Here is a 24151-nt window from a genome sequence, read left to right on the forward strand (position 1 = left end):
TAGTTTACGCAGTTAAGTCCATCTCCTTATCTATCTGCTAATGTAATATGTTTTCCTAGGATATCAAACATAATAGTCCGATTAGCAAATTTATTTGGCAGTGCATAAGCCACATAACCTTCATGCGTTTGAGGTTTTAAAAAACGCATCCATCCAGTTAACTCTTGGTCGGTTAGCAACAAGAAATCAGAGGTATCTAATTGTTTTAACACCTGTAAAGGTAATAAATCAGGAGCCCCAACGCCAGCTTCAGTAGCCACTACCGTAAAATTAGCCAAAATAACTTTGTTCTCTGTTTTACTGGTCGACTTTCCCCAGGTCGTCATATCAATAAGCCTCATATAAGGATCATCCGGATCGGCAGGATCAGCCACAATCAGTTGATTCATTCTGACCGTAACCCCTTCTGACCAAGTCCAAGTGGTTCCAATTTCCTTCGGAGTAAGACCCAGCATTGTCTTTACATTGCTGCCGGTCTCCGATATCTCTGCCGCACTGGCTGCATACTTATCAACCGGAAGCTTGTCCCCCTTCCTCGCAGCAAGCATACGCTCAATGATCGTAATTGCCTGAGCTCGCGTGCTGGTCCCATACATATCCAGGTCAGTCTTACTGACACCATGTATTAGCCCTAGTCCCGTGGACTCCATCATCGAGCCTTTCAAGTTTTTATTAACACTTCGCACGCTTACAACGGACATTTCAATTCTTTGCATCGGCTCATTATAGCGTTCTGGGAACTCTGCCGGGATCACGCCTTGCTCTTTCAAGCGCTCAACATAAGGTCGAAACCACCCCTCCCCTTCGACATGATTGATTTTCTCCCCTGTGGCCAAAGCCACCATTTTAATAAATTCCGCTCGGCTAATTGGCGCATCAGGCTTGAAAGTCCCGTCTTCATAGCCGTCGACGTACTCTTTATCGACTGCTGCTTGTATAGATTTTTGCGCCCAATGTTGTTCCGTATCTCTAAATTGTACCGAGTCTTGAGCAGATGAAATTATCGCATCATAACCAACGGAGAGACCACAAACTATCGATGCTCCCAGAACAACAGCCTTCTTCATCATTTAATAACCCCCCTCTTAATAAAAAATCTATTATTGACAAAATATGTATGGCCATACATGCAAAAAACCACCCAGTCATCGCCAATAAGCCGCGATAACATGGGCGGTTCTTCCGCACATTTCAAATGCTATATAACCAAAAATACCATATACTAGTAGGTTTGTAAACTTCTAATTTTGTAAGTCGTGGGCATTTCTCAGTGCTGTTAGCTCATCCGCCGTAAGCTCTCTAACTTGGCCTAAAGCCAACGTCGGGTCCAGCTCTATAGGCCCCATAGAAATTCGCTTTAAATATGCGACTTTCTTTCCAACTGCTAGGAACATTCTTTTCACTTGGTGAAATTTCCCTTCCATAATCGTCAACTCGATCTCGGAAGGTACCCCGCCATTTTTGTTACCGGGGCTTATTATTTTCAGTACACCGGGAAGCGTTTCATACCCGTCATCCAAGGTTACTCCTTTGGCAAATGCCTCGACATCCGCCTCATTAACCTCCCATTCCACTTGGGCATAGTAGGTTTTCGGAACGTGCTTGCGTGGGGAAAGCAGATTGTGAGCGAGCTTCCCATCGTTGGTGAGAAGGAGAAAGCCCTCCGTATCCTTGTCCAACCTGCCTACAGGAAAGACCTCGAATGGCGCATACGACGCATCCAACAAATCGACAACCGTACGGTCGCGATTATCTTCCGTAGCGGAAACAACGCCTTGCGGCTTGTTCATCATCAGATAAACAAATTCGCGGTAAAGCACCGTCTCTCCGTTCACCTGAATCGTATCCTTATCGGGATTGATCTGCATCCCGCTGTCTTTGATTTTCACGCCATTGACATAAATCGCGCCTTCCTTAGCCAAGCGTTTCAGCTCAGAGCGCGTGCCGACACCTACATGGGCGAGTATTTTATCGAGCCTCTGCGTTTGTTTCATGACCGATTAGGTCCACCTCCAGCCGGGCGGGTATTCGTTCTTTAGCATCCCGTCCAGCCATTTGCCCCAACCGACGGGATGCCCATCCAGGCAGACAAGGCAATAGCCTTTGGCTGCCTTCGTTTCTTGCGAATCGCGGACAATCTCGCTCTCCGCGACCTCGAGCGTCTCGCCCTTCAAATACCGAAGGGCTCGCTCGTCGCTCGAAGCCAAGCTCAGCGTTCGCTTGGCTTCGTGCATGCGCAGTCCCATAGCTAGCGCATGGGACGGCTCGAATCGGCCGCGGTGCAGCGCGCCGATGTACCAGCCCGGCCGCACGACTTTCAGTCCGTGCAGCTCGGGCAACCCCGCCGGCGACGCGTACGCGTGGTCGCCGTAGCATACGAGCCGCAGAGCGGCGAAGGGATCGCTGCGCAGCAGCTCGCCTTCGAACGCCTGCAGCGGCTCCAGACTTACGCGCGGCTCAACCGCCGCCGCGCGCCCTTTGCCCCGCAGCGCCTCCCGGCCGCTGCGCCCCGATCCGCCCCGCGCCTCCGCTCTCCACGTCTCCGACGTTTCCTTCACCGCTCTACTCCGCGCCTCCGCTCTCCACGTCTCCGACGCTTCCTTCACCGCTCCGCTCCAAGCCTCCGGCGCCTCTCCCCCCGCTTCAACGCCCTCCTTGCGAACCACGGCCACATAATGGCCCTCTCCACGCAAGCGGTGAGGCCATAATCGCGCCGTACCCGCAACCGCAGCGCGGGCCTTAGCCGAATACGACGCCTCGCACCAAGGAGCGCGGAGCCAGTCCGGCCGGCCGGGACTAAACCCCTGGACCGGTACCACGTCGAAAGCCGGATGCTTATCGAGAAATTCGGCAATTTGCGCCTCATTCTCCTCCGGAGAGAACGTGCAGGTCGAATACACAATCGTACCTCCCGGAGCCAGCATCTGTGCCGCCTGTCCGAGCAGCTCCCGCTGCATCGCAGCGAATTCCTGCACCGTATGACGCTCCCAGCCCTGCATCATTTCTTCTTCCTTACGGAACATCCCTTCCCCCGAACAAGGGGCATCGATTAAAATTTTATCGAAATAACCGGAGAACGCGGAGATCATCCGCTCCGGCCGCTCATTGAGCACGACGGCGTTCCGTACGCCGAAAAGCTCTAAATTTTTGACAAGCGCTTTGACCCGGTCCGAATGGTTGTCATTCACCACCAGCACGCCTTCGCCCTGAAGCTTCGCCGCGATTTGCGTGGACTTGCCGCCGGGGGCTGCGCATAAGTCGAGCACTTTATCACCCGGCCGTACCTGCAGCAGCTCCACCGGCGCCATGGCGCTGGGCTCTTGAATATAGTAAAGGCCGGCATGGTAATAAGGATGCTTGCCGGGACGTTCTCCCGCTTCATAGTAATAACCTTCCGAAGCCCATGGCACCGGCTCTAGCACAAACGGACTCTTATCTAAGAAGTCGCGCTTTGCAATTTTTCCTGTATTCACTCTCAAACCGAACGATCTCTCTTCATCGTAAGAGTCCAGGAATTGTTCAAATTCGTCCGGCCCTAATAAATCCATCATCTTATCCCTGAACAAGGGGGGCAGCTGCTTCGTCATCCGACATCTTCTCTTTCTTTCTTTTTATCTCCGCTATTATAGCTGAACTGTCACCAAACAGCCAATAATTTTCAAAATTCGCACAGGATATGCTATACTTTTTAGAGAAAATAGAACAAAGTAATCTAGAACATGATAGAGGTGTATGTAATGAAGAAGCTGCTTATTTACCTGGGCATTGTTGTCATTTTATTCGGGGGTCTATATTTCGTTAACCAGCAGTCTACCAAATCCACGGACAAAGCGAATGCCGGCAACCCATACGGCGTTGCGGCATCCAAGCTAAATCCGGAAACGGTCAAACAATTAACCGATCCGAACTATCAAAACCTCATTTTGCCGAAAGATCTGGACCAAAGATTGAAGAATAAAGAAACATTTTTCCAATATTACTACGCATCTACTTGTCCGCATTGCAAAGTAACGACACCGGTTCTAGTTCCCTTGCAAAAAGAACTGGGCATTGATGTGAAGCAATTTAACTTGGAAGAATTCAAGGATGGCTGGCAAAAGTATAACATCGAATCCACGCCGACGCTGGTTTACTACAAAGATGGCAAAGAAGTGGACCGGATGGTTGGCGGAGTGCCGGAACCGGGCTCGCAAGGCGGGAATACGCCGGAAATGTTTAAAGCCTTTTTCCAGAAATATAAAGGATAAATCGGCAAAGCAGCGGAAACGCTGCTTTTTTTGTTGGCCCCCTTTCCCTGTCCCCCTCTGCACCGGCAGTTAAGAGCTCCTTGTTTGCTTTTTTCGCCGGATAGCAGCCAAGAGAAGCAAAATCAAGGGAATCACGAACCCGAAGGTAGCGGAGTAGAAAACCCAAATTCTCGATGCGAACTGAATGAAATAAGCTGCATCCGGGTAAGCAACGACGGAGAGCACGACGAGACTCATTCCCAGTGGCAGATACAGCTGCCGAATCTCACTCATTCTGAATACTTCTCCCAGCGTCGTAGCCGATGCATACAAACACAACGTCAGTTTAAAGTAAATGGTTATAAACCATATCCCCGCCATGATGACTTCTAGCCGTTCCAAGAAATTGCCGATCGAAATTCTTCGTGCCAAGGAGAAGCTCGGATACATCTGTACCGATGTCAAATCATCGCCTAAGACAAGAATGGACAGCAGGGAAACGATGACGATTAAGCTGCCGCCGATCGCCACTCCGGTGAGAAATGATTTCCCCAGTTTTTTCGTTTGGCTTACGTAAGGTAAAATGGTAAAGAACAGAACAAGCTCCAAGTACGGGGTTCCGATCAAAGGGACCGAAGCGCGTACGACAGGTTTGATCCCTTGGCCGAGTATTGGCAGTATATTGCCTGCCTTCATTTGAGTCGGGAGGAGAATGAACATCAGGAAGAAGAAGGTGAGCACCCAAGGGAGAAATATTTCCGATGTCCGTGTAAACGTCTCCAACCCATTGCGTATGCCTAAAATAATGATAGCCAGGAAAAAAATATGCGTAAATTGCAGAGGTGTGTCCACGAGCACTTGTGTGGAGATGAAGTCGCCTAGGTTGCGAAGCACCAGGGCAGCAAGGATGAAAAAAAAGCAGAAGTAGAGCAAAGAGACGGCTTTGCCAAGCCACTTCCCCAACAGCTCTTCGCAATTACCGACCAATGTGTTCTGAGGCAGCTGGCGCCTGAGGAATGAGTACATGGTGACTAGCAGCAGCCCCACAATCAACCCTAAGATGGCCGCAATCCAGGCGTCCTCCCTGGCATCATAGGCAAGTCCGGAAGGCGCGATTAGGATGGAGCTGCCGATTGTGAACAGGATCGTCAATATCGTAAATTGGTGTACCCCAATCCTGCCTTTCTCAAACATGTCGACCACCTCTATTGTAGTATGCCGAAAACAAAATCACTGACAGGCTGGTAGATGTACGTTATCCAGTCCAGCGGATTCGGGATGTGAATTCTGCTGATTTGCAAAATGCTAAGTATTGTCCCGAAGATGAGCAATACCGAGAACACCCAGCTCTCGACTTTCATCTTCTTCCGCAGCATGCCGGGAAGCTCCAGCAGACCGATGAGCACGGCTACGACAAGAATCAAAAAAATGATCCCCACGCGATCACTCCTTCGGGCGTATGATAATGGAGTTGTTCGTCGTGCCAAGACGGCGGATCTGCACTTCCGTTGAAATTTCCACCGGCAGCTCGGCGAAAATATCCGGCCAATCCCGTTTAATTTTCGCCCAGGTTTTCGGTGAAGCATCTTCAATGGCCTCCCCGAAAGCAAATATATCCGTCTTATTTTCCTTTGCCTTCCGAATCACAGCATTCATGATTGACTTGAGCGTATCCGCGGCAATTTTCTCCAGCTCTTGTATCGTAGCGGGGTCCAACAAATTAACTTCACACTGTACTTCGCTAACGTTTTGTTCCAGGAAGACATGAATGTGTACTTTGGGCTTGCCGTTAATCACATGTCCTTTCACTTTTGTTTTGGAACGGATGACTTCTACCGTTAACGTCCCTCCTTGCGGGCATTGCAGGTGCCCCATTGTACTTTTTACATTTCCCTTAATATAGTTGTATCCCTTGCTTTCGTTCTCATTGAGCCAATCGACCAGCTTGTCTTGCCTAAAGAGCGCCACTCCGGAATAATGCAGCTGGGTTCTTGGCGCTGTGTCGGATAGTAACGTCTTCAACTCTCCTTTCTCCTTCGCCCCTTCGATGCGTATCCCCGTCAGAACAGCATCGGTAGACGGCTCAGCCAGGCTTGTTATGAACTGGTCGATCCTTACGCTTACGGTAGGCGCCCATGCCTTTTCTGACGTTTCCAGCGTTTTGAACATGGCATTCGCCGGAATCCGTTCAATTGGCGTCAATATTTTTAATACTTCAGCGGCAGACGTATCCCTGGCCACAATGATATAGAAGTCGGACCTGATTTCATGATCTCTCGTAAGACCGTCGAGAACCTTGGCAACGCCTTCACGGGCAAGCTCCTCGCCAATGACGACGATTCGCAAGTGGGACGAGAATAATTTGCGCGGCGCCGTTGTCGTTAACTTGCGCGCAGCCTCAAGTGTCGATATCCCCTTTGCAGACAGCGTAGTAATGGGCGTGCTGTAGCCCGCTCCTTTTTTGGATGCCACCTCGTTAGGGTTAACGATTTGTGCTGTCACCAGGTATTCGTCTCCGCTTTTATCAAACCCCACGCCGACAGTAATCGCCAAGTCATTGAGTTCATGCCGGTCCCAACACCCGGAGAGCACAAAGCCAAGTAAGATAAGCGTACAGAGCATCCCCCCTAATTTTTTCACGTGGCAGTCCCACCCTTACTTTCGTTTTGGTTTCATCGTTGGGGTGTTATTTTCACGAATGATATTGTTTTGGCTAATGAAGCGCGGTCTTGAGAACAACCCCCATTGCGGCATGCGGAATATCGTGTCTTTCTGATCATCCAAGACAAACGGCGCCATCGGAGCCATATACGGCACCCCGAACGACCGCAAGCTGCACAGATGCTGAACCATAGCGATTAGACCGACGGTGATTCCGAATAGACCGAACATAGCTGCAAATATCATTAAAATAAATCGGATGATTCGCACCGGGATGCCCATACTGAACGCCGGAATGACGAAGTTAGCGATAGCCGTAATCGCCACGACGATAACCATCGCCGGCGAGACCAGCCCGGCATCCACGGCCCCTTGGCCGATAACCAAGGCGCCTACGATAGACACCGCTTGACCGACTGTCTTGGGAAGCCTCACCCCAGCCTCCCGAAGAATCTCGAAGGTGATCTCCATAAGCAGTGCTTCCACGAAGGCAGGAAAAGGGATGCCTTCCCGCTGCGCCGCCAAATTGAACAGCAATGAGCTGGGTAACAATTCTTGATGAAACGTAGTTATGGCAATATAGAATGATGGCGCCATCAAGGAGATGAAGAAGCACACATACCGCAGCATGCGAATCAGTGTGGCGAATTCGGCCCGCTGGTAATAGTCTTCCGCCGATTGAAAAAACTGTGTAAAAAAAACAGGCGCCTCCAGCACGAACGGTGTGCCATCCACAAGAATGGCTACTCGTCCCTCCAGCAGGCCCGCCGCGATGACATCGGGCCGCTCCGTATTGTATACGGTCGGAAACGGCGTGAAGGTCTCGTCTTGAATGAGCTCCTCAATGTTTCCGCTTTCCAGAATACCGTCGATATCGATACGCTCTAGCCGCTGCCTGACCTCACCAACGATTTTGTCATTCACGATCCCCTTGATGTACATGATCGATACCGTCGTCTGCGTGACTCTGCCGATGATCATGCTTTCCAGCCAGAGGTTCGGACTCTTAATCCTTTTGCGAATGAGCGAAATGTTCGTGCCGATCGATTCCGTGAATCCGTCGCGCGGTCCTCGGACCACCGATTGTGTCATCGGCTCCTCCACGGAGCGCTGTTCCTCTGCCGCTGTATTCACAGATAGTGCTTGTGCATAACCATCGACGAAGATTACGGTATCGCCGTTCAGCAGCCGATAGCACACTTCTTTGTAATCCATCACGGCTTTCGTTTCTCCGAAGGACTGAAGCGCGTTCTTCATCAAATCCGGCAGCTCATAGAACCCGGTCCCTGCGCTCTCCATGAATTCGGAGGCTTTGGCGCCCAGATCGTTCATGATGCTTTGAAACAGCGTTTTATTGATGAGCTGCTCCAAGAAAGCGTAATTCACTTTACAATTCGTTTCTAGTTCCAGATAAAGCTCTCCGGTTATCAAATCGGCGCTATAGCCGAAGGTTGTCTTGATTTGCTCGACGTTCAGCATACCATCGTGTTGAAGGGCAATCGAGGAAAGGACGGTGTCCTGCTCCTGAGCTGACTGCGTTGGTATTTTGTCGCGATTGAAGAGTTGATGTAGCGTTTTACTCCAGAAGTTTTTGATTATCGCCACCACCAAACCGTTTGAAATCAGACATGATCCTGCTTATGGGAAGTTTTCCCTAAAGACACAAGAATTATGTAGAAACTGTAAAAAGCAAAAAGCCCCGCACCTATCGGTGAGAAGGCATGAACATCCGAGCGGATGGGGGGCTGGGTCCATCGTTCCGTGGCGTCCGTTAGATTGATCAGCACCGGCGAGACGCCTGAAATGAAATTAACTGCTTGCACTCGTATAGTGCCTAAGAGCGAATCTCCAGAGCAAGCGTGTCAGTACAAAACAGACGAGTGCAATGCCGACGCTCAACACAACCTGCCAACCGTGGATCCGGCCAATGAGCGCCGAGGCGGGGAAGGTTGTAATGAAAGCAATCGGGAACATATACGTTAACATAACGCGCAGAAAGCCTTTGTACACAGAGACTGGGAAGCGCGCCGTTTCAAAGAAAGAGCTGAACAAATAGGACAAGTTGTCCACTTTCACCGCCCAGAAGGAGAACATCATCATGCCCATCCAGAGCGAATACACCACAACTAACGATGCCAGGAAGACGATGGCGAACTGGGCCAACTCCATCAGGCTGGGCATGGCCTGCATTTGCCATAAGGCATAGGCGACCAGACCAAGTCCTAACACCACATCCGACAATCGCCAGAAGACCAGATGCCTGAAACTAACATAAAACTGGCTGTCGACGGGTTTCGTCAGAACGAAGTCCAAGGTTCCTTTCCGGATATGATTAACAAGGCGGGTCATGTTGGGCTGCAATATAAACTCAATAAACCCGTGCACGGCGTTGAATATGCCCAGCAGTACAAGCACCTCATAGAAGTTCCAGCCGCCAATCTCCTGGGTTCGATAGAAATATAACTGTACCGTCAATATAGCCATCGCCAGCCAAAATACCGTTGACAACACATTGGCGGCGAAGTTGGCCCGGTACTCGAACTCCTCGACCAAGCAGGCCCGCATAAATTCCCTGAACAGCCGCAAATATTTCATCGAAGCTGCGCCTCCTTCCTTAACCGCCGACTGCGCCATATTTTTTGATACCGCTTCTCCATAACAGACGGAATACCCCCGCTAAAATAATGACCCAACCCAGTTGAATCATCAAATAATGAAGCACAGCAGACGAACCCGCTTCGATTTTCCCCGTCAGCAGCTCAACCGGAAAGCCGACCGTTACATAGAACGGAAGCCAAGTAGCAGCATCCTCCACCCAGGAGGGAAACATGCTAAGCGGTGCGATGCGGCCGGCAAGAAACAAGTGGATGCCTTCATATAAGCTGTAAATTGCCGTCGCCCGATTCGTCCAAAAAGCAAGCAGGCCAAACTCATAGCCGATAAGAAAACGGATCGCAGAAGACAGCACAATGGCGATGAAGAAGAGCACCATTATTTCCAAGGAAATAATTAGCCTGAGCATGGGAAAGCATGCTGCCGCTATCGTCCATGCCGGGATTAATAGAAAAGCGAAAAACAGCTTGTAAACGAGATTTTGCGAGATGCTCCAATGCACGGGGTGAAAAGGGCGCACGAGCTTCGTGGACAACGAGCCGTCCTGAATGCTGGCGTCGAGCTCCCATACGTCCCATGTGCTCGTAAGCCGATCAACGAGCAGGACGCCAAGGAAATATACCATGTAGTCATGCGCATCGTACCCGCCGACCGTCTGATTGTCGCTAATCGACAGCCAAACGGCCATGGATACGAGCGGTTGAATGAAGGCGCCGATCATCCAGATGAGCGATTCGCTGCGATAGGCAAACATGACCGCCCATTCCACCCGAAGCAGCACGCGGTATTTGTGCCAAAACAGCGCGAATGCCTTCATGCGTCCTCTCTTCCCCCTTCGGTCTTCGCTTCAAACGCCTGGGCGATGACCGATTCCATTGACGGGTCTTCAATCGTCAAATCCAGCACGTTCAGCGTAGACAGCAGTCTAGCGGAAAGCTCGGAAACCTGCTCTCTCGGTACATCCATATCGACATATGGAAATTCATAGTGAACCAACGTCCCCATTCCATCCGTCAGCTCCGTGATTGCTTGCGCCTCTGTACGTCCCGCCAATTGAAGGCGAATCCGTTTGTTCGGTGCATATCGATCGATGAGCTGAGCAATCGCACCGTCATACAGCAGCCTGCCCTTGCCGATGACGAGCACACGCTCGCATAACGCGGTCACATCCGCCATGTAATGGCTGGTGAGCAGGATCGTCGCCTTGTACTTGCGGTTGTAGTCTTGAATGAACCTGCGCATCACTTCCTGCATATTCACATCAAGGCCGATCGTCGGTTCATCTAGAAAAACAATCCGCGGCCTGTGCAGCAGCGCTGCGGCCAGCTCGCACTTCATTCGCTCTCCGAGCGAGAGCTGTCGAACAGGCTTGCGGATCACTTCCTCCAATTGAAGCAGCCCTACGAGATCGCCTAGCGTTTCTTCATAAACGTCATCCGGAATTTCGTAGATCACCTTGTTCACCAGGAACGTTTCCGCTGCGGGAACATCCCAGATCAATTGGCTCTTTTGCCCCATGACGAGGGAAATCTGTTTCTTGAACTCTTTTTTATGCTGAAAAGGAACAAAACCGCCGACATTCACTTCGCCATGGGAAGGATGCAGCAGTCCTGTCAGCACTTTCATCGTCGTTGTTTTGCCCGCTCCGTTCGGCCCTAAGAATGCCACGATTTCCCCTTCAGGGATGTGAAATGAGATCTCATCAACCGCTTTGACCGTTCGGAACTTCCGGTGAAACAAGCTCTTGAGCGAAGCGGCGAACCCGGGCTCCCGCTCGTGAACCTGATACCATTTGCTTAACTTGCGTACCTCAATCATCGCCTTCCTCCTCATGCCGGGGTGGATGCTGCTTCATGTCTTGGAGCAGCAGGTCGAGCTCCGGGTCTAGTATCCGAATGGTCAGATCGTATGGAGCGAACGGCTCAACATCCATTCTTTTCAATTTGGACACATACAGCGTACTTTCTTGCATGAGACTGCCCAAATCAATACCGAGCGCATCCGCCGGATAGGGCGCCAATTTATCCAAGCCTGCGCTAAACAATTTAATGGAACCGCTTACGTTTCCATTGGCATGATGATAAAGGCCCACTGCAATCTGCAGCAGACCTTGATATAGAGGGCTTCGGCCTTCTTCCAGCCAAAGCTCCTCCATGACTTCATGGCATTCGAAATAATCGCGAAGCTCATTGAAATAATACAAGTAAGCTACGTACAAACGATCGTAAGTTGCCATAGATCAGTTTTGTTCTCCTTTTTTGGCTCTGGAGATTGCGGCTTCAATATCGGAAGACAGATCGCTTAAGCCGTCCTCCGTTTCCCAAATCTCGTTGAATCTTAGCTGGAATTGGGCCGCTTCCCGAACTCGGTGATAGAAGTACAGCTCCTGGATGTTGCTAAGCACTTTATTAACCAAATTCGAATTGTCTTCAAACATTTTCTGCGACTCGACGATTTCTCCGCGAATGCTGGACATCTCCTGATCCAGCTGGTAAGCGGCTTCCGCCGCCTTGCTCAGCCGCGCTCTGACATCAGCCGGCAGTTGTTCTTTATATTTATAATTCAACGAATGCTCGATGGTTGCCCAGAAATTCATAGCAAGCGTTCGTATCTGAATCTCGGCCAAAATATGCTTCATCCCGAGTGCCGTCTGCACCGGGTATTCGATAATAATATGAAAGCTGCGATAACCGCTGGGCTTCTTATTGGCAATGTAATCCTTCTCGTAAACGACTCTCATATCCTGCCTGCTGCGGATAAGCTCGGCAAGGCGCTCGATGTCCGCTACGAATTGGCACATAATCCGGATGCCGGCGATATCTTCAATCCCGGACTCCAATTGGTCCATCGGCACGTTCAGACGCTTCGCCTTCTCCAGCATGCTCGATATTTTTTTGACACGTCCGGTGACGAATTCAATTGGCGCATATTCTTCCCTGCTCTTGAGCTCGCCTCGAAGCGTCTTGAATTTCACTTTCAGTTCTTCCGTCGCTTGTTCGTATGGCAGGAGAAATTTCTTCCAGTCTCGTCCATCCATCGATTTATCCTCCATTCCAGATGAAGTCAGTTATGATCTGCACCGATTGCTTGGGAAATATGAGTATATCCATCCTGTTTGAGTAAATCCTGGAGGCCCTTATTAATCCGGGTAAGGATCCCGGGTCCTTCATAGATTAATCCTGTATATACTTCAACTAAGCTGGCGCCGGCTCTAATTTTGTCATAGGCGTCTTGGGCCGTGAATATGCCGCCGGCTCCAATGATCGGCAGCTTGCCCTCCGTCAATTGGTAGACGCGGCTGATGACTTCCGTGGAGCGCTTCGTAAGCGGTCTTCCACTCAGTCCGCCAGCTTGCGAACGATTCTCATGCACAAGCCCTTCTCTGCTAAGTGTCGTATTCGTCGCGATAATCCCTGAAACACCGCTGTCCTTAATCGTATGGACGGTTAATTCCAGTTCATCGTCGGTAAGATCCGGCGCAATTTTGACCAAAATAGGCTTGCCCGTGTGACCGTGCTTCTTCTGTTGAAGCTGCATCTCGGCAGTAACCGCATCAAGCAATCGCTTCAAATCATTCCCATGCTGTAAATTACGCAGATCCGGCGTATTTGGTGAGCTGATGTTGACGACAAAGAAGTCGCCATATGTATACAACTCCCGGATACAAGCCCGATAATCCTCTTCGGCCTGCTCGTTGGGCGTCGTTTTATTCTTACCTATGTTAACCGCTACGGGAATGTCGCGTCTTCCTGTTTGCCGCAGGTTGCTCGCCATCTCTTCCGTCCCGACATTGTTGAAGCCCATTCGATTGATTAGGGCCTGGTCCTCGGGAAGCCGAAATAACCGCGGCAGCTCATTGCCCGGCTGAGGCTTCGGCGTGATCGTGCCTACTTCCATGAATCCGAAACCTAATTGGGAGAAGCCTTTGACCGCCTTCGCGTTTTTGTCCAGTCCGGCTGCCAAGCCAACCGGGTTGGCGAACTCCAATCCCCAGATCCGCTGATTCATCAGAGGCGAATGCGGCACTCCGTACATCGACTTGAGCAGCTGCGTTCCGCCTGGGAAGCGGCTTACCGCACTCAGCCCGTCAATCGTCAAATGATGCGCCTTCTCTGGATCCATACGAAACAAAAATGGTTTTGCTAACTTCTTATACAGCATGTCCTATGCACTCCGTTCTCTAATGACTCTAACAGTCAGTTTAGCTGACAACGTGCAATTATGCAATCCAATGTAAGGCTTAAGCTTTATTTTCAAACAAAAAATCCCTGCTCCATGAAGGTTGCAAGGAATTCGATTCTACCTGATCATTCATTATACTTCCGAGCGCTGCAGCAGCCTCTCCAGATGCATCGTCAAATATCCCGTTTCATCATCCGGCACTTCCATCTGAAGCAAATCGCTCAACCCAAGGGAAAGAACTTTCGCCTTCACGTAAGTATCTCCGTATTCTTCTTTAATTTTGTCTAATAGCGTATTCTGCAGCGTCTTTTTCTGTTTCACCCGTTCAATGACGCCTTTCAGATGGGAGATGAATCTCAGTGTGGAGAAGGAATCGTCGAATTGAAAGCCGAGCTCTTTGGCCGCCTCAATCGTCTTGGACACCATGCGGACGACCGCCAGGGAATCCGACGCTTGCTCCTTTTTGCGGGCGCTGTTGAAGTGCATCGTCAAGAAAGCAACTTCGTCCTCAGGCAGTGTAACGTCCAAATGCTCATTCAAGAATTCGACGGCTTTCTTGGCGACTTTATATTCCTCGGGATACATGTACCCGATTTCGTAGGCAAATGGATTCGTGATGAATATGCCGCGCTTCTGCCGCTCAACCGCAAAATTAATATGATCGACTAACGAAGCGTGGATCGTCTCCGAGAAGTCGCCTTCGAGCATGCTCTGCGCATAGGCGATCACCTCTTCGGTTATACCGATGATCTTGACGTCCACCGCATTCAATATTTGTTCGTAATTCTTCAGCACCTCTGACGTATGCAGAAGAAATTCTTGGGAAATTTCCGCTTCCGCAATCGGCATGCCCGGCGTCTTCTTGAAGCCGATCCCCTTGCCGAAAGCAATCGAGTTTTTCCCGGAAGTCAAATGCGCCATCACCACATTGTGGGAGAGAACATGTACAATCGTCCGTTCAATCATAAGACACCTCCAAATCTTTGTTTCGGGGTCCCCGCAAAGTAATCGGAATAGACTTCGAAGGCATACGTCACTTTGTGGGGTAAATTTAGGCTTGTCCTGATTTGTCCTTATGCGTGTGGAGCATAGGTTTGATCCGCTCGCGAATTTGTTCCGATTCCGTTCCGAATACGACGTGTACGTTGCCCTTACCGAGTCGAATAACGCCGATCGCGCCGAGCTCCTTCAGTTCGCTGTCCGCCACGAGTTTCTCCTCGTGGACGAGCAGACGCAGCCGCGTGATGCAAGCATCGATAGAAACGATATTGGACGGCCCGCCGATATGTCTTAAAATGCTCGTCGGACGATCCTCTTGCGGAGCCGCTGCCATTGAGACGTCTTCCGCATCCGCCATGGCCGCTTCCTCGCTGGAGGAGGCTTTTATCGGGAAGAAATGTAAATAGATGCGAAACGTTACGTAATAAAGAACGAAATACCCTGCGCCTGCAAGGAGAATATAGAAGGGATGACTGGACAAGTGCCAGCTGAGCACCAAATCGATGAACCCCGCCGAGAAGCCGAAACCCATTTTCACCTGAAGCACATGCATGAGAAGCATCGAAATGCCCGTCAAACAGGCATGGATCACGTATAATCCTGGAGCTACGAACATAAAAGCGAATTCGATAGGCTCCGTAACGCCCGTCAGGAAGCTGGTCAAGCCCGCGCTCAGCATAACCGGAACGAGCAGCTGCTTATTGTTCGTAGAGGAAGAGCTTCGAATCAGCGCTAGCGCCGCGGCCGGCAGTCCGAACATAATGACCGGGTAGAATCCTGTCATGAACATACCCGCACTCGGATCGCCCGCGAAAAACCTTGTGATATCGCCATGCACGATTTTGCCCGTAGCCGTTGTGTAATCCCCGATCTGGAACCACGCGATATTATTGAGGATGTGATGCAAGCCCGTCGGAATGAGCAGGCGATTCATGATACCGTAGATGAGTACGCCGACATTGCCGTTATCCACGATCCATAGCCCGAACACGCTGATGGCCCGCTGAACCGGAGGCCAGATCAAGCCCATGAGCAGCCCCAGAAACACCATCGACATCGCCGTAAGCAGCGGGACGAAGCGCTTCCCGCCGAAGAAACCTAAGGACCTGGGCAGCTGAATGTTCTGGAACCGGTTGTAGAACACGGCTGACAACACCCCGACAAGCATGCCCCCGAGCACACCCATATCCAGCTTTTCCGCCGAAGCGGTTCCCGTGTGAAAGAGCTGTAAAACATTGTTGAACACCAGATAGCCAACCGTTGCCGCGAGCGCAGCAATCCCTTCGCCGGAAGTTAGCCCGATGGCTATGCCAATCGCGAAAATTAACGGCAGATTATCAAAGATCGCACTCCCGCCGGACTCGCATACATGAGCCACCTGCATAAGGAATGGATCGCTGAAGGTCATTTTACCTATACGTAAAAGAATGGATGCCGCCGGCAGCACCGCAATCGGAATCATTAAAGAACGTCCCATTTTCTGCAACATATACATCGATCTCATCATCTGTCACCTATCAAGCCCACAAGTTTGGCCGTTTCTTGTTGGCTTTCGCCTATCCCAATTATAGTAGAAAGAACACCCTCCCGAAAGGATAAAATCCTCTAGGTTAAGGTGTTTTTTCTATGCAAAATTATACGGTTATTTCACTGCACCGGCCGTGATGCCGTTGGCAATCTGGCGCTGGAAAATGATATACACGACCAGCGTGGGAAGCGTCGTAATCAGCAAGCCTGCGAACAATGGCCCCCACTCTACGCGGTATTGCATCTCGGCCTGCATAACGGCAAGTCCGATGGGCAGCGTATATTTCGTCGGCTCGTTCGTCAGAACAACGCCCAAGAAATACTCATTCCAGTTGTTGAGCATATTGGTGATCATCACCGTAATGAGACCTGGCTGCGAAAGCGGCAGCATGACGCGGAAGAATGTCCCGTAGTGGGAAGTTCCGTCGATGATTGCCGCTTCCTCGATCTCCTTCGGCAGCGATTTGTAGAAGCCGACGAGCAGGAAGATGCCGAACGGCAGATTGAGCGCCGCATAGACAAGAATGAGGCCCAACCACGTATTGATCAGATGCAAATCGTTCAGCAGGAAGAACAACGGAATCAGGGCAAGCGCAAACGGAATCATCATCGAGGAGATGTAAATGGTGAAAAGAAGTTTACTTCCTCGGAATTCGTATCTGGCTAAGATGTACGCCGTCATGGCGGATAAAATCATCCCTAGCAGCGTGCTCCCCGCCGTGACTACAATGGAGTTCAGGAAATACGTGCTGAAGTTGTATTTGCTCCAAACATAGGAGAAATTCGACCACAGCAGCGGGAATTTCGGCAGCGCCCATGGGGCGTTCAAGAAAAATTGCTCATTATTTTTGAGCGCATCGAGCAGCGTCCATAGCAGCGGATACAGCACGGCGACGCTCCAAATCAACAGAATGATCCACACAATTAATTTAGCTAACGGATTTTTGATCTCCATCAGGTGGTGCCCCCTCCTCTAGAATCTCTTTCTGGGATGACCTTAATGCATTTCGACGGTTTCTTGGCGCATAATGCGCTGCAGGATAAGGGTGGTGATCAACGAGACGACCAGAATCATAACCCCGATGGCTGCTCCGTAACCGAAATGATATTGTTGAAAAGCCATCCGATACAGATAAGATCCCATCACTTGGGTCGTATTGTCAGGCTGTCCGCCATTCGTCATCAATTGAACGATGACGAAGGATCCGTTCAATGTCGTGATAACAATATTGACGATGGAAACCTTAATTTGCTCCCAGATGAGCGGCATGGTAATGTTGCGGAATTGCGACCATTGACCGGCTCCATCTATATTAGCTGCTTCATAATAAGAAGCAGGAATATTCACGATTGCAGCAATCATCAAGATCATATAAAATCCGATACCCGCCCAAATGGTAGGCGGCAATAGCATCCAAATCGTATGCTGAGGAAAGCCTAACCATGTAATCTCTACTTTTTGACTTGTGAAAAGCGATAAGAAAGCATTCAGGAATCCGATTTGCGGATTATAAATGAAATTCCATAGCACACCGATAACGACAACGGAAATAACATTCGGGATGAAAAAGATGGCGCGGAAGAAGCCGGAGCCCTTTACTTTGAAACGTGTTAAAGCAACCGCAAAGAACGTCGCAAGGATCATAATGCCGATGACTTTGCCTGCTACCAGGAAATAGTCATTGCCGATGGCTCGTAAGATAATTGGATCTTTGAAGAGCTCTTTAAAATTGTCTAAGCCGATAAATGTGCTGTTCTCCGACATTCCTGACCAATCGTAGAATGACTTCTGCAAAGCCTGTATCACAGGATAAATGGTAAATACACAGAAGAACACAAAAGTCGGAATGATGAATGAAGCGATGAATAAATTCCTTTTCCACACTTTTGACTTGGCCTTCATTCTATCCTCACCGTCCTATCATTGAAATGGCGGAGAACGCCGGGGAGTTTACCCGTTCGTCCTCCGCACCGCCTCATTCAATTGCTATTTCTTTTGCTTGGCTACGACATCCGTTACGCGTTTGACCCACTCTTCCGGCGTAATCGTGCCGATCGTCAGAGCAACCGTCGCATCCTGCATCGCTTTATCTACATCAGCGGCGAAGGAAACGTTCGGTACCACAACCGTGTCAGGCGAGGACAGGAATTTCGCAGCGTCCTTAACGAAGTTAGGCGCCTTGGACGAAGAAATGTCGCCTTTAATATTCGATGGCGCGCCGCTCAGCTCAGCCCATTGGGAAGCTTGCGTTTTGGAGAAGACGAACTGCATGAACGCTTTCGCCGCATCTTTGTTTTTCGCTTTTTTCGCAATGGCGAAAGTCGATGTGGATGTATTGGCTACAACTTTGCCGCCTTTATCCTGTGTGACGGATGGAATGAAGCCGAAGTCGAAGGAAGCCGGCACGTCTTTCGCCATTTCATTCGGGAGCCACAGGCCGTTCGGGATGAACGCATCTTTGTGCTGCAGGAACAAGGACTGAGAATCCGTGTGGTTGATTTGTACGGAAGCTTTGTCGATATAGCCTTTGTCGCGCAGCTGTACGATTTTGTTCAAGCCTTTGATAATGGCCGGGTTTTTCCATGCTTCCAGATTGTTGGTCGCCATATCTTGCAGCAGCTTGTAGTCGTTGTTATTGGCCGATACGATCGCCGGATACAGCACGGAGCCATTGATGTAGTAAGGATATTTACCGGTATGGATGAATGGATTAATGCCGGAAGCTTTGATTTTCTCACTTACAGCCAGGAACTCCTCGAAGTCCTTTGGCTCAGCCCAAGCTTTCTCTTTGAACAACGCTTTGTCGTAGAAAATTCCCCACGAGCTCATCACGAACGGTATGTTATAAATTTTGCCATCGAACTCTTGCGGCTTTTGCGCCAGCAAATCGATAATTTTCTCGCCGTCAACGTTCTTCGCTTCTTTGATCCAATCCGTCAAATCTTCAAGCTGCCCGTCTGTGACCATCTGGCGGTCGAACAGCTCAGGTCCGTCGATATATACGAAATCAGGCGGGTTCCCGGCGATCCAACGGGGCTTCATTTGTTCGTTGATTTTGGGTCCCGCACTTTCTTTAATTTTCAAATCCGGATTTGCCGCTTGGAAGTCGGCAATGACTTTCTTCCACCATTTGTCGCCATAACCGCCGACAAAGTATTGGATTTCAAAATCGCCAGTCAATTTCTTCGCTCCCGCTGCTGTTGGCGCAGCGCTTGCTGCCGTCGTCGGGGCAGCCGTTGCAGCCGGTTTCGCCGTCTCCGCCGGAGCAGCCGTATTACCGCATCCTGCGGCTACAAGTGCCATGGTTGCTGCCAAACCCATTGTTGACCATTTTTTCATGTTCATGTGTTCATCTTCTCCCTTTTTTAATCGTTCTGTTGGATAGCTGGCGTAGCGCAGATCCCGGTTTCTCATCTCTAAAGCTTGGAGCTACCAACCCCTTTCGTGCTATTGGCTTCAGGAAAAAAAATAAAAGGGCATAGTTATAGAAGAGGTCTTGCATTCTTCTAATAACTAATGCCCTTACGGTAACATGTTATTAAAACTCACATATTCAATTAAATTCACTGCCTGATGTGACTAAATATTACACCAAAATAACATCATCGTCAATAGCTCATTTGAAAATTTCTTTGCTTCCGCCAACTTCTATGAAAGCCCTTACTTATGATATGATAGGACATATCGTCTAATTCAAGAAGAAGGGTGATTCCAATGTCCAAACGTAAACCAGCAGCTGTCAATCGAAAAGCCAAAGAGGAGATCAATAAGAAAGCGATCATTTGGACAGGCTCGATTTTGCTCGTTGTCATCATTGTGATGACTGTTTTGATCATTTTGGACAAATAATTGCAAAATAAATGCTTGAATTCATCACATTTCGAATTGTAATCGCTTTCTAACTAAATGTCAACACAAATTGATAAAACCCGTCTGAATCCTGTTCAGACGGGTTTACTACGATGTACTGAATATCTACGTCCACGTTAGTCCAACCATTTGTACTTTTTGCCCGGATTGCTGTCATTCGTCTGCAGCGGCAATCCGAAGGTTTGATCGGGCTTCCCTCGACCCGCACCGACACCGGGAGAGCCGCCTCCGCTTCCGTCGCCTGCGCCGGGCGTCTCTGCAGGCAGGATCCCTTTGCCGATCGTTACTTTCGTCTGATGCGTCACCATATTGTACAGCTCCTCAACGTCCGCCTGCAGCATCCGTACACAACCATGCGACTCGTCCTTCCCGATGCTGGAAGGTTTATTCGTGCCGTGAATCGCATACAGCGTATCCGACAGCGTCATCCCGCGGCTCCCGAACTCCCCGTTCGACTTCCCGTTCGGATTGCGCACTTTCTCGCTGATATAGAACTCGCCTTGCGGCGTTTTGTCACCGCCAAGTCCGACCGGATAGCTGCGTAAAATATAGCTGCCGCTGACAAGCGCCAGCCGATGCTTCTCCGTATCGATCACGATGCGGAGCGGTTCCTGCAGGGGATCCGCAGAAGCTTTAGGCTGCGTGCTGCCGGGTGCACCACGCTCTTGAGCCGCAGGCGGAGACTGGACGGATTTATCATCCGCTGCCTGGCGCCCCGCTTGGGAAGCGGCTGCTTTCACGTTACCGAGCGCTTGCGGGAACAGCTCCTGCAGCTCTGGGGTTAACCCCGGCAGCAGGTTGTCCGGATACGGCTTCGTCAGCTGCGCGGCGCTCTCCGGCGGCGCTCCGTTCTTCGCTCCATAGGCTTGGATCGCGCTTTGAAGCACAATCGCTTGCTCCCGGTCACGCATCCATTGATCGATAGCGGGGGTAAGCGCCGTACTGTCGGCGAGCTGGCAGGAGCATACTTGCGATTGGTAAACCTTCAGCGCGGCAGCTCCACCGCCTTCCGGCTGTGTCATAACGCTGAGGAGCGGACTGACCGCCTTATGCCACTCCTTCCACTTGCCGTCCGCGCTTCGCGGCGCCTGCATGATGACGGCTTCGCCCGCTCCTGAACCGGAGGAGGCAAGCACTTGTTCCAGCTTCTTCGACCAATCCCCCTCCGCGAAATACAGCCTCGTCCGTGTCGGTCCCTCCTGCTTCGCCACAGGAGGTGTTGCAGAGGCTGCGGCATTGGCGTTAAGGCCGGCCCCCGCCTTCCCGGCTTCTTTAGGCAAGCCGCTATTGGCGGAATCGATGGCCGCGGGAACCGCCAGCAGCAGCAGAAGCACCATCAGCGGCATCCACCTGCCTTTGCCCTTCGCACGGCCGGCCGCTACCGCCTCTCTGGCGCCCTTGGAGGCCGCAGCGGGATATTCGGGCAGCGTACCTTCGATCGTAATTTTCTGACGCTCAAAGGCCTCGTAAATCTCGCCAGACTGTGCGAAACAATAGGCAGCCTTGCCCTCTTTGCCTTGTGCGGCGTATTCTCGGCCCAGCAAATACCAAGCCATTTTATGATCAGGATGATCCTTGACATATTTCTTCAGGTATAGAGGATCTTCGATCGGATTATGTTGGAAAAACTTTTCCAACCGCTCATTGTCATTCTTCCTGTTCAACCCGGATACCTCCCCATGTTTTTCCAGACTCTCTTTGATTTATCGGCAGCATGGACTCGGAGGTGAAGCCTAAATTAACAAGTCTTGATTTCTATGAGCATAGCGGCCAAATGAAAAAAACAAGACTCCTGATTTTCGGGGGCTTGCGGGGCGGGCCGGGCATGCGGGGCATGCAGGGCGGGCCGGGCATGCGCAGAATGAGGCGTAACTGAATTTCTCCAGTTATTCCATCCGATTTCTCCATAATCTGAGGCGCAACTGAAGGAAAATTTCCTGCTGATTCCACGAGAATTACCCCACCGAATCGTCAATCGCAAATTTTTAACTGGAGAAATTCCTTTAATACCGTCCCGAAGGCTACCAGGACCCTGGATTAACTGTTTTTTTCCAGTTATGCCACCCCAGCGCAGCACCAGAACAAACAAGTACATCCTTACGCTATCCAGTGGGCAGCAGCGGGCAGGTGCGGGCACTGTCGTACGATAAGGGGTACACCGCACCACTCACCAGTAGGTTAGCGGAAATACGATGCGTTATTTAGCCCTAAGAGGGCTCTTTGGGGGAAGATGCGGAAATACGATTCGCTATCTCGCGGTTGTGCCTTCAATTTCAGCGAAAAACCACTTAATAGCGAACCGTATTTCCTCTTCGTTCGCAGAATGGATGATTTTCGGCGAAATAGCGCACTGTATTTCCCTTGCGCCGATGGACGTACGACGTGGGAGCTTGCGGAGCAGAAAAGCCTGCCCCAATAAAATAAAGCCTGACAAGGTTCCCCTTGCCAAGCTCATTTATTACTTATATGTTTTCGTACGCACAATTGCCGTCTGTGTGCCGGCATCCCACTGCACGTCCAAGCCAATTTGCTCGGCGAAGAAGCGAATCGGCACATAAGTGCGGTCCTGCTTCACATAAGGCGAAGCGTCCGTAGCCTGCTTCACGTCAGCCTTCCCGGCTTGCTTGAGCACGACGCCTGTTTCCCCGATAGCCAATTCTACGGTTGTATCCCCTTTGACCAGCTGTACCACTTTGCGGCCGTCCAGCTCGTCATATTTCACTTCATAGCCGAACGTCTCGCTGATCGCACGAACGGGAACCATCGTCCGTCCATCTGAAAGCTCCGGTTGTGCGTCGAAAGCGATCGCTTGGCTGCCGTGAACGACCTTAATTCCCTCTTTGGCCAGGCTGGCAGGAAGCTGATATGGCGCTATTTTGCGCACTTTGTTGTTCGAGGCATCCGCCACGACGATATTGCCTTGTTCGGTCACAAGGACGTCTTCCGGGCTATAGAACTGCGCTGCACGCTCGACACCGTCCGCCTCCCCCGTCTGAACGGTCCCGGCAATCGTCGTAACCTTGCCGTCGAACAAATAGCGAACGGCATGATTCAAACTGTCCGCGATCAAGACGCCGCCTTCGGCTGTCACTGCGAGCCCTTTGGGGAAGTCGAACTTCGCCTTCGCCGCCTCGCCATCCGCATAGTCTCCGGCCGCGTATAATTCGTTAGCGCCATACGCTTGGGAAGAACCGGCGACGGTCTTCACGGTGCCAGCCTGCAAATCAACGTAGCGAATCAGCTGGTTGCCCGTATCGCTTACATAGAGATTACCTTTGCCATCCAGCACGAGACCGGAGGGCTCATTGAATTTCGCTGCGCTTAATGCGCCATCTCGGAATTCTCCTGCGAATGACGCCTCGCCCGGCGTAAGCCGCACGGCGCGGTTCGCAGGCGCACTCAGCGTAGTAACCGTGCCGTTCGCCGTAATCTTGCGAATCACATGGTTGAGCGAATCGGCAACATAGACGGTTCCATCCGCCGTTACGGCCACATCGCTCGGATGGTTGAAGCTGGCTGCCGCCCCTTGGCCGTCCTTATTGCCCGGCACGCCGTTACCTGCCAAGGTCGTCACTTGGCCCGCAGCGTCTATTTTCCGAATGGCGTTATTCCCGGAATCGGCGACATATACATTCCCTTGGCCATCGACAGCCAAGCCCTTCGGCGCGTTGAAGAACGCTTGAGACGCTTTGCCGTCCAGAAGCCCCCCTGTCGGGAATCCTTGCGCATTCTTGGTCACCACGACTTCAGGGCCAGCGAACGTCGTCACTTGGCCGTCTGCCAATCGGCGAATGAGGTGGTTGCGGGTGTCCGCGATCAGAATGCTGCCGTCCGGCAGCTGCAGCGTGCTGCCTGGCGCGCGGAAACCGGCCTTCAAGGCGTCGCCGTTCAAATCTTCGAAGTCGCCGATCCCGGCCAATGTCGTAACATCGGCAAGTATGCGCCCGCTATCCGAACGCAGCGCATCTCCCGATAAGCCTGCCGCCCAAGCGGACGACCCTCCCATTAAAGCAGCTGCCGCAAGGGAAGAAACGAGAATATGTTTGAAAGGTTTCATTGCTATCTCCTTTTC

General features: G+C 50.9%; 22 protein-coding genes. 2 read left to right on the plus strand and 20 right to left on the minus strand.

Annotated elements, in window-relative coordinates:
* Positions 1 to 26: 26 nt before the first annotated feature.
* From J2X61_RS03105 to J2X61_RS03115, 3 genes are all read right to left on the minus strand, one after another.
* Positions 27 to 1070, minus strand: coding sequence for an S-layer homology domain-containing protein (locus J2X61_RS03105; protein WP_310185848.1), 1044 nt, complete (start codon positions 1068 to 1070; stop codon positions 27 to 29).
* A 171-nt stretch (positions 1071 to 1241) separates the two neighbouring features.
* Entirely contained in the window at positions 1242 to 1994 is a 753-nt protein-coding gene (locus J2X61_RS03110) for a pseudouridine synthase (protein WP_310185850.1), read from the minus strand.
* 6 nt (positions 1995 to 2000) lie between these two features.
* Positions 2001 to 3587 (minus strand): RsmB/NOP family class I SAM-dependent RNA methyltransferase, encoded by a 1587-nt coding sequence (locus J2X61_RS03115; protein ID WP_310185852.1) that lies wholly within the window; start codon positions 3585 to 3587, stop codon positions 2001 to 2003.
* 150 nt (positions 3588 to 3737) lie between these two features.
* On the opposite strand from J2X61_RS03115, the gene J2X61_RS03120 reads away from it, so the two are divergent.
* Positions 3738 to 4247 carry a thioredoxin family protein gene (locus J2X61_RS03120; protein WP_274465903.1) on the plus strand — a complete coding sequence of 170 codons (510 nt, stop codon included), beginning with the start codon at positions 3738 to 3740 and terminating at the stop codon, positions 4245 to 4247.
* 69 nt (positions 4248 to 4316) lie between these two features.
* Here J2X61_RS03120 and J2X61_RS03125 read toward each other — a convergent pair whose 3' ends face one another.
* The 15 genes from J2X61_RS03125 to J2X61_RS03195 all read right to left on the minus strand — a co-directional run bounded on the left by J2X61_RS03125 (position 4317) and on the right by J2X61_RS03195 (position 19554).
* On the minus strand, positions 4317 to 5420 hold the full coding sequence (locus J2X61_RS03125; protein ID WP_310185854.1) for a GerAB/ArcD/ProY family transporter: 1104 nt from the start codon (positions 5418 to 5420) through the stop codon (positions 4317 to 4319).
* An 11-nt stretch (positions 5421 to 5431) separates the two neighbouring features.
* Positions 5432 to 5665 carry a hypothetical protein gene (locus J2X61_RS03130; protein ID WP_274465905.1) on the minus strand — a complete coding sequence of 78 codons (234 nt, stop codon included), beginning with the start codon at positions 5663 to 5665 and terminating at the stop codon, positions 5432 to 5434.
* Between the two features lie 4 nt (positions 5666 to 5669).
* Positions 5670 to 6866 (minus strand): Ger(x)C family spore germination protein, encoded by a 1197-nt coding sequence (locus tag J2X61_RS03135; protein WP_274465906.1) that lies wholly within the window; start codon positions 6864 to 6866, stop codon positions 5670 to 5672.
* Between the two features lie 15 nt (positions 6867 to 6881).
* Complete coding sequence (locus J2X61_RS03140; RefSeq protein ID WP_274465908.1) at positions 6882 to 8492, minus strand: spore germination protein; 1611 nt, start codon at positions 8490 to 8492, stop codon at positions 6882 to 6884.
* Positions 8493 to 8696: 204 nt separating this feature from the next.
* On the minus strand, positions 8697 to 9482 hold the full coding sequence (locus tag J2X61_RS03145; protein WP_274465909.1) for an ABC transporter permease: 786 nt from the start codon (positions 9480 to 9482) through the stop codon (positions 8697 to 8699).
* Between the two features lie 19 nt (positions 9483 to 9501).
* Positions 9502 to 10317, minus strand: a complete 816-nt coding sequence (locus tag J2X61_RS03150) for an ABC transporter permease (protein ID WP_274465911.1) — start codon at positions 10315 to 10317, stop codon at positions 9502 to 9504.
* On the minus strand, positions 10314 to 11318 hold the full coding sequence (locus tag J2X61_RS03155; RefSeq protein ID WP_310185859.1) for an ABC transporter ATP-binding protein: 1005 nt from the start codon (positions 11316 to 11318) through the stop codon (positions 10314 to 10316). Before J2X61_RS03155 ends, J2X61_RS03150 begins: the two co-directional genes overlap by 4 nt.
* Positions 11311 to 11736, minus strand: coding sequence for a DUF309 domain-containing protein (locus tag J2X61_RS03160; RefSeq protein WP_274465913.1), 426 nt, complete (start codon positions 11734 to 11736; stop codon positions 11311 to 11313). Before J2X61_RS03160 ends, J2X61_RS03155 begins: the two co-directional genes overlap by 8 nt.
* Before the next feature lie 3 nt (positions 11737 to 11739).
* Positions 11740 to 12537 (minus strand): GTP diphosphokinase, encoded by a 798-nt coding sequence (gene yjbM, locus J2X61_RS03165; RefSeq protein ID WP_274465914.1) that lies wholly within the window; start codon positions 12535 to 12537, stop codon positions 11740 to 11742.
* A gap of 26 nt (positions 12538 to 12563) precedes the next feature.
* Entirely contained in the window at positions 12564 to 13661 is a 1098-nt protein-coding gene (locus tag J2X61_RS03170) for a quinone-dependent dihydroorotate dehydrogenase (RefSeq protein ID WP_274465915.1), read from the minus strand.
* Between the two features lie 153 nt (positions 13662 to 13814).
* Positions 13815 to 14648: a PRD domain-containing protein gene (locus J2X61_RS03175; RefSeq protein WP_274465916.1), complete on the minus strand. Its 834-nt coding sequence runs from the start codon at positions 14646 to 14648 to the stop codon at positions 13815 to 13817.
* A gap of 85 nt (positions 14649 to 14733) precedes the next feature.
* Complete coding sequence (locus J2X61_RS03180) at positions 14734 to 16158, minus strand: PTS transporter subunit EIIC (RefSeq protein WP_310185863.1); 1425 nt, start codon at positions 16156 to 16158, stop codon at positions 14734 to 14736.
* A 165-nt stretch (positions 16159 to 16323) separates the two neighbouring features.
* Positions 16324 to 17163 carry a carbohydrate ABC transporter permease gene (locus J2X61_RS03185; RefSeq protein ID WP_274465918.1) on the minus strand — a complete coding sequence of 280 codons (840 nt, stop codon included), beginning with the start codon at positions 17161 to 17163 and terminating at the stop codon, positions 16324 to 16326.
* Positions 17164 to 17205: 42 nt separating this feature from the next.
* Positions 17206 to 18111, minus strand: coding sequence for a carbohydrate ABC transporter permease (locus J2X61_RS03190; RefSeq protein ID WP_274465919.1), 906 nt, complete (start codon positions 18109 to 18111; stop codon positions 17206 to 17208).
* An 84-nt stretch (positions 18112 to 18195) separates the two neighbouring features.
* Positions 18196 to 19554 (minus strand): ABC transporter substrate-binding protein, encoded by a 1359-nt coding sequence (locus J2X61_RS03195; RefSeq protein WP_274465920.1) that lies wholly within the window; start codon positions 19552 to 19554, stop codon positions 18196 to 18198.
* Positions 19555 to 19923: 369 nt separating this feature from the next.
* Between J2X61_RS03195 and J2X61_RS03200 the strand changes: the two genes are divergently transcribed.
* Positions 19924 to 20058 carry a hypothetical protein gene (locus tag J2X61_RS03200; RefSeq protein ID WP_274465921.1) on the plus strand — a complete coding sequence of 45 codons (135 nt, stop codon included), beginning with the start codon at positions 19924 to 19926 and terminating at the stop codon, positions 20056 to 20058.
* Between the two features lie 137 nt (positions 20059 to 20195).
* Here the strand turns inward: J2X61_RS03200 and J2X61_RS03205 are convergent, their stop codons facing one another.
* Together J2X61_RS03205 and J2X61_RS03210 are read right to left on the minus strand one after the other, a co-directional pair.
* Positions 20196 to 21743 carry a L,D-transpeptidase gene (locus J2X61_RS03205; protein ID WP_310185868.1) on the minus strand — a complete coding sequence of 516 codons (1548 nt, stop codon included), beginning with the start codon at positions 21741 to 21743 and terminating at the stop codon, positions 20196 to 20198.
* A 794-nt stretch (positions 21744 to 22537) separates the two neighbouring features.
* A complete protein-coding gene (locus J2X61_RS03210; RefSeq protein WP_310185870.1) occupies positions 22538 to 24136 on the minus strand; it encodes a stalk domain-containing protein in 1599 nt (532 codons plus the stop codon).
* Positions 24137 to 24151: the final 15 nt, after the last annotated feature.

The organism is Bacillus sp. 3255 (assembly GCF_031456485.1).
GTDB lineage: Bacteria > Bacillota > Bacilli > Paenibacillales > NBRC-103111 > Paenibacillus_E.

What these genes read in the sequence shown, in the direction of transcription:
- J2X61_RS03105 (WP_310185848.1), bottom strand. Translation starts at nt 1,070, where the DNA reads ATGATGAAGAAGGCTGTTGTTCTGGGAGCATCGATAGTTTGTGGTCTC.
- J2X61_RS03110 (WP_310185850.1), bottom strand. Translation starts at nt 1,994, where the DNA reads ATGAAACAAACGCAGAGGCTCGATAAAATACTCGCCCATGTAGGTGTC.
- J2X61_RS03115 (WP_310185852.1), bottom strand. Translation starts at nt 3,587, where the DNA reads ATGACGAAGCAGCTGCCCCCCTTGTTCAGGGATAAGATGATGGATTTA.
- J2X61_RS03120 (WP_274465903.1), top strand. Translation starts at nt 3,738, where the DNA reads ATGAAGAAGCTGCTTATTTACCTGGGCATTGTTGTCATTTTATTCGGG.
- J2X61_RS03125 (WP_310185854.1), bottom strand. Translation starts at nt 5,420, where the DNA reads ATGTTTGAGAAAGGCAGGATTGGGGTACACCAATTTACGATATTGACG.
- J2X61_RS03145 (WP_274465909.1), bottom strand. Translation starts at nt 9,482, where the DNA reads ATGAAATATTTGCGGCTGTTCAGGGAATTTATGCGGGCCTGCTTGGTC.
- J2X61_RS03150 (WP_274465911.1), bottom strand. Translation starts at nt 10,317, where the DNA reads ATGAAGGCATTCGCGCTGTTTTGGCACAAATACCGCGTGCTGCTTCGG.
- J2X61_RS03155 (WP_310185859.1), bottom strand. Translation starts at nt 11,318, where the DNA reads ATGATTGAGGTACGCAAGTTAAGCAAATGGTATCAGGTTCACGAGCGG.
- J2X61_RS03160 (WP_274465913.1), bottom strand. Translation starts at nt 11,736, where the DNA reads ATGGCAACTTACGATCGTTTGTACGTAGCTTACTTGTATTATTTCAAT.
- yjbM (WP_274465914.1), bottom strand. Translation starts at nt 12,537, where the DNA reads ATGGATGGACGAGACTGGAAGAAATTTCTCCTGCCATACGAACAAGCG.
- J2X61_RS03170 (WP_274465915.1), bottom strand. Translation starts at nt 13,661, where the DNA reads ATGCTGTATAAGAAGTTAGCAAAACCATTTTTGTTTCGTATGGATCCA.
- J2X61_RS03175 (WP_274465916.1), bottom strand. Translation starts at nt 14,648, where the DNA reads ATGATTGAACGGACGATTGTACATGTTCTCTCCCACAATGTGGTGATG.
- J2X61_RS03180 (WP_310185863.1), bottom strand. Translation starts at nt 16,158, where the DNA reads ATGGGACGTTCTTTAATGATTCCGATTGCGGTGCTGCCGGCGGCATCC.
- J2X61_RS03185 (WP_274465918.1), bottom strand. Translation starts at nt 17,163, where the DNA reads ATGGAGATCAAAAATCCGTTAGCTAAATTAATTGTGTGGATCATTCTG.
- J2X61_RS03190 (WP_274465919.1), bottom strand. Translation starts at nt 18,111, where the DNA reads ATGAAGGCCAAGTCAAAAGTGTGGAAAAGGAATTTATTCATCGCTTCA.
- J2X61_RS03195 (WP_274465920.1), bottom strand. Translation starts at nt 19,554, where the DNA reads ATGAACATGAAAAAATGGTCAACAATGGGTTTGGCAGCAACCATGGCA.
- J2X61_RS03200 (WP_274465921.1), top strand. Translation starts at nt 19,924, where the DNA reads ATGTCCAAACGTAAACCAGCAGCTGTCAATCGAAAAGCCAAAGAGGAG.
- J2X61_RS03210 (WP_310185870.1), bottom strand. Translation starts at nt 24,136, where the DNA reads ATGAAACCTTTCAAACATATTCTCGTTTCTTCCCTTGCGGCAGCTGCT.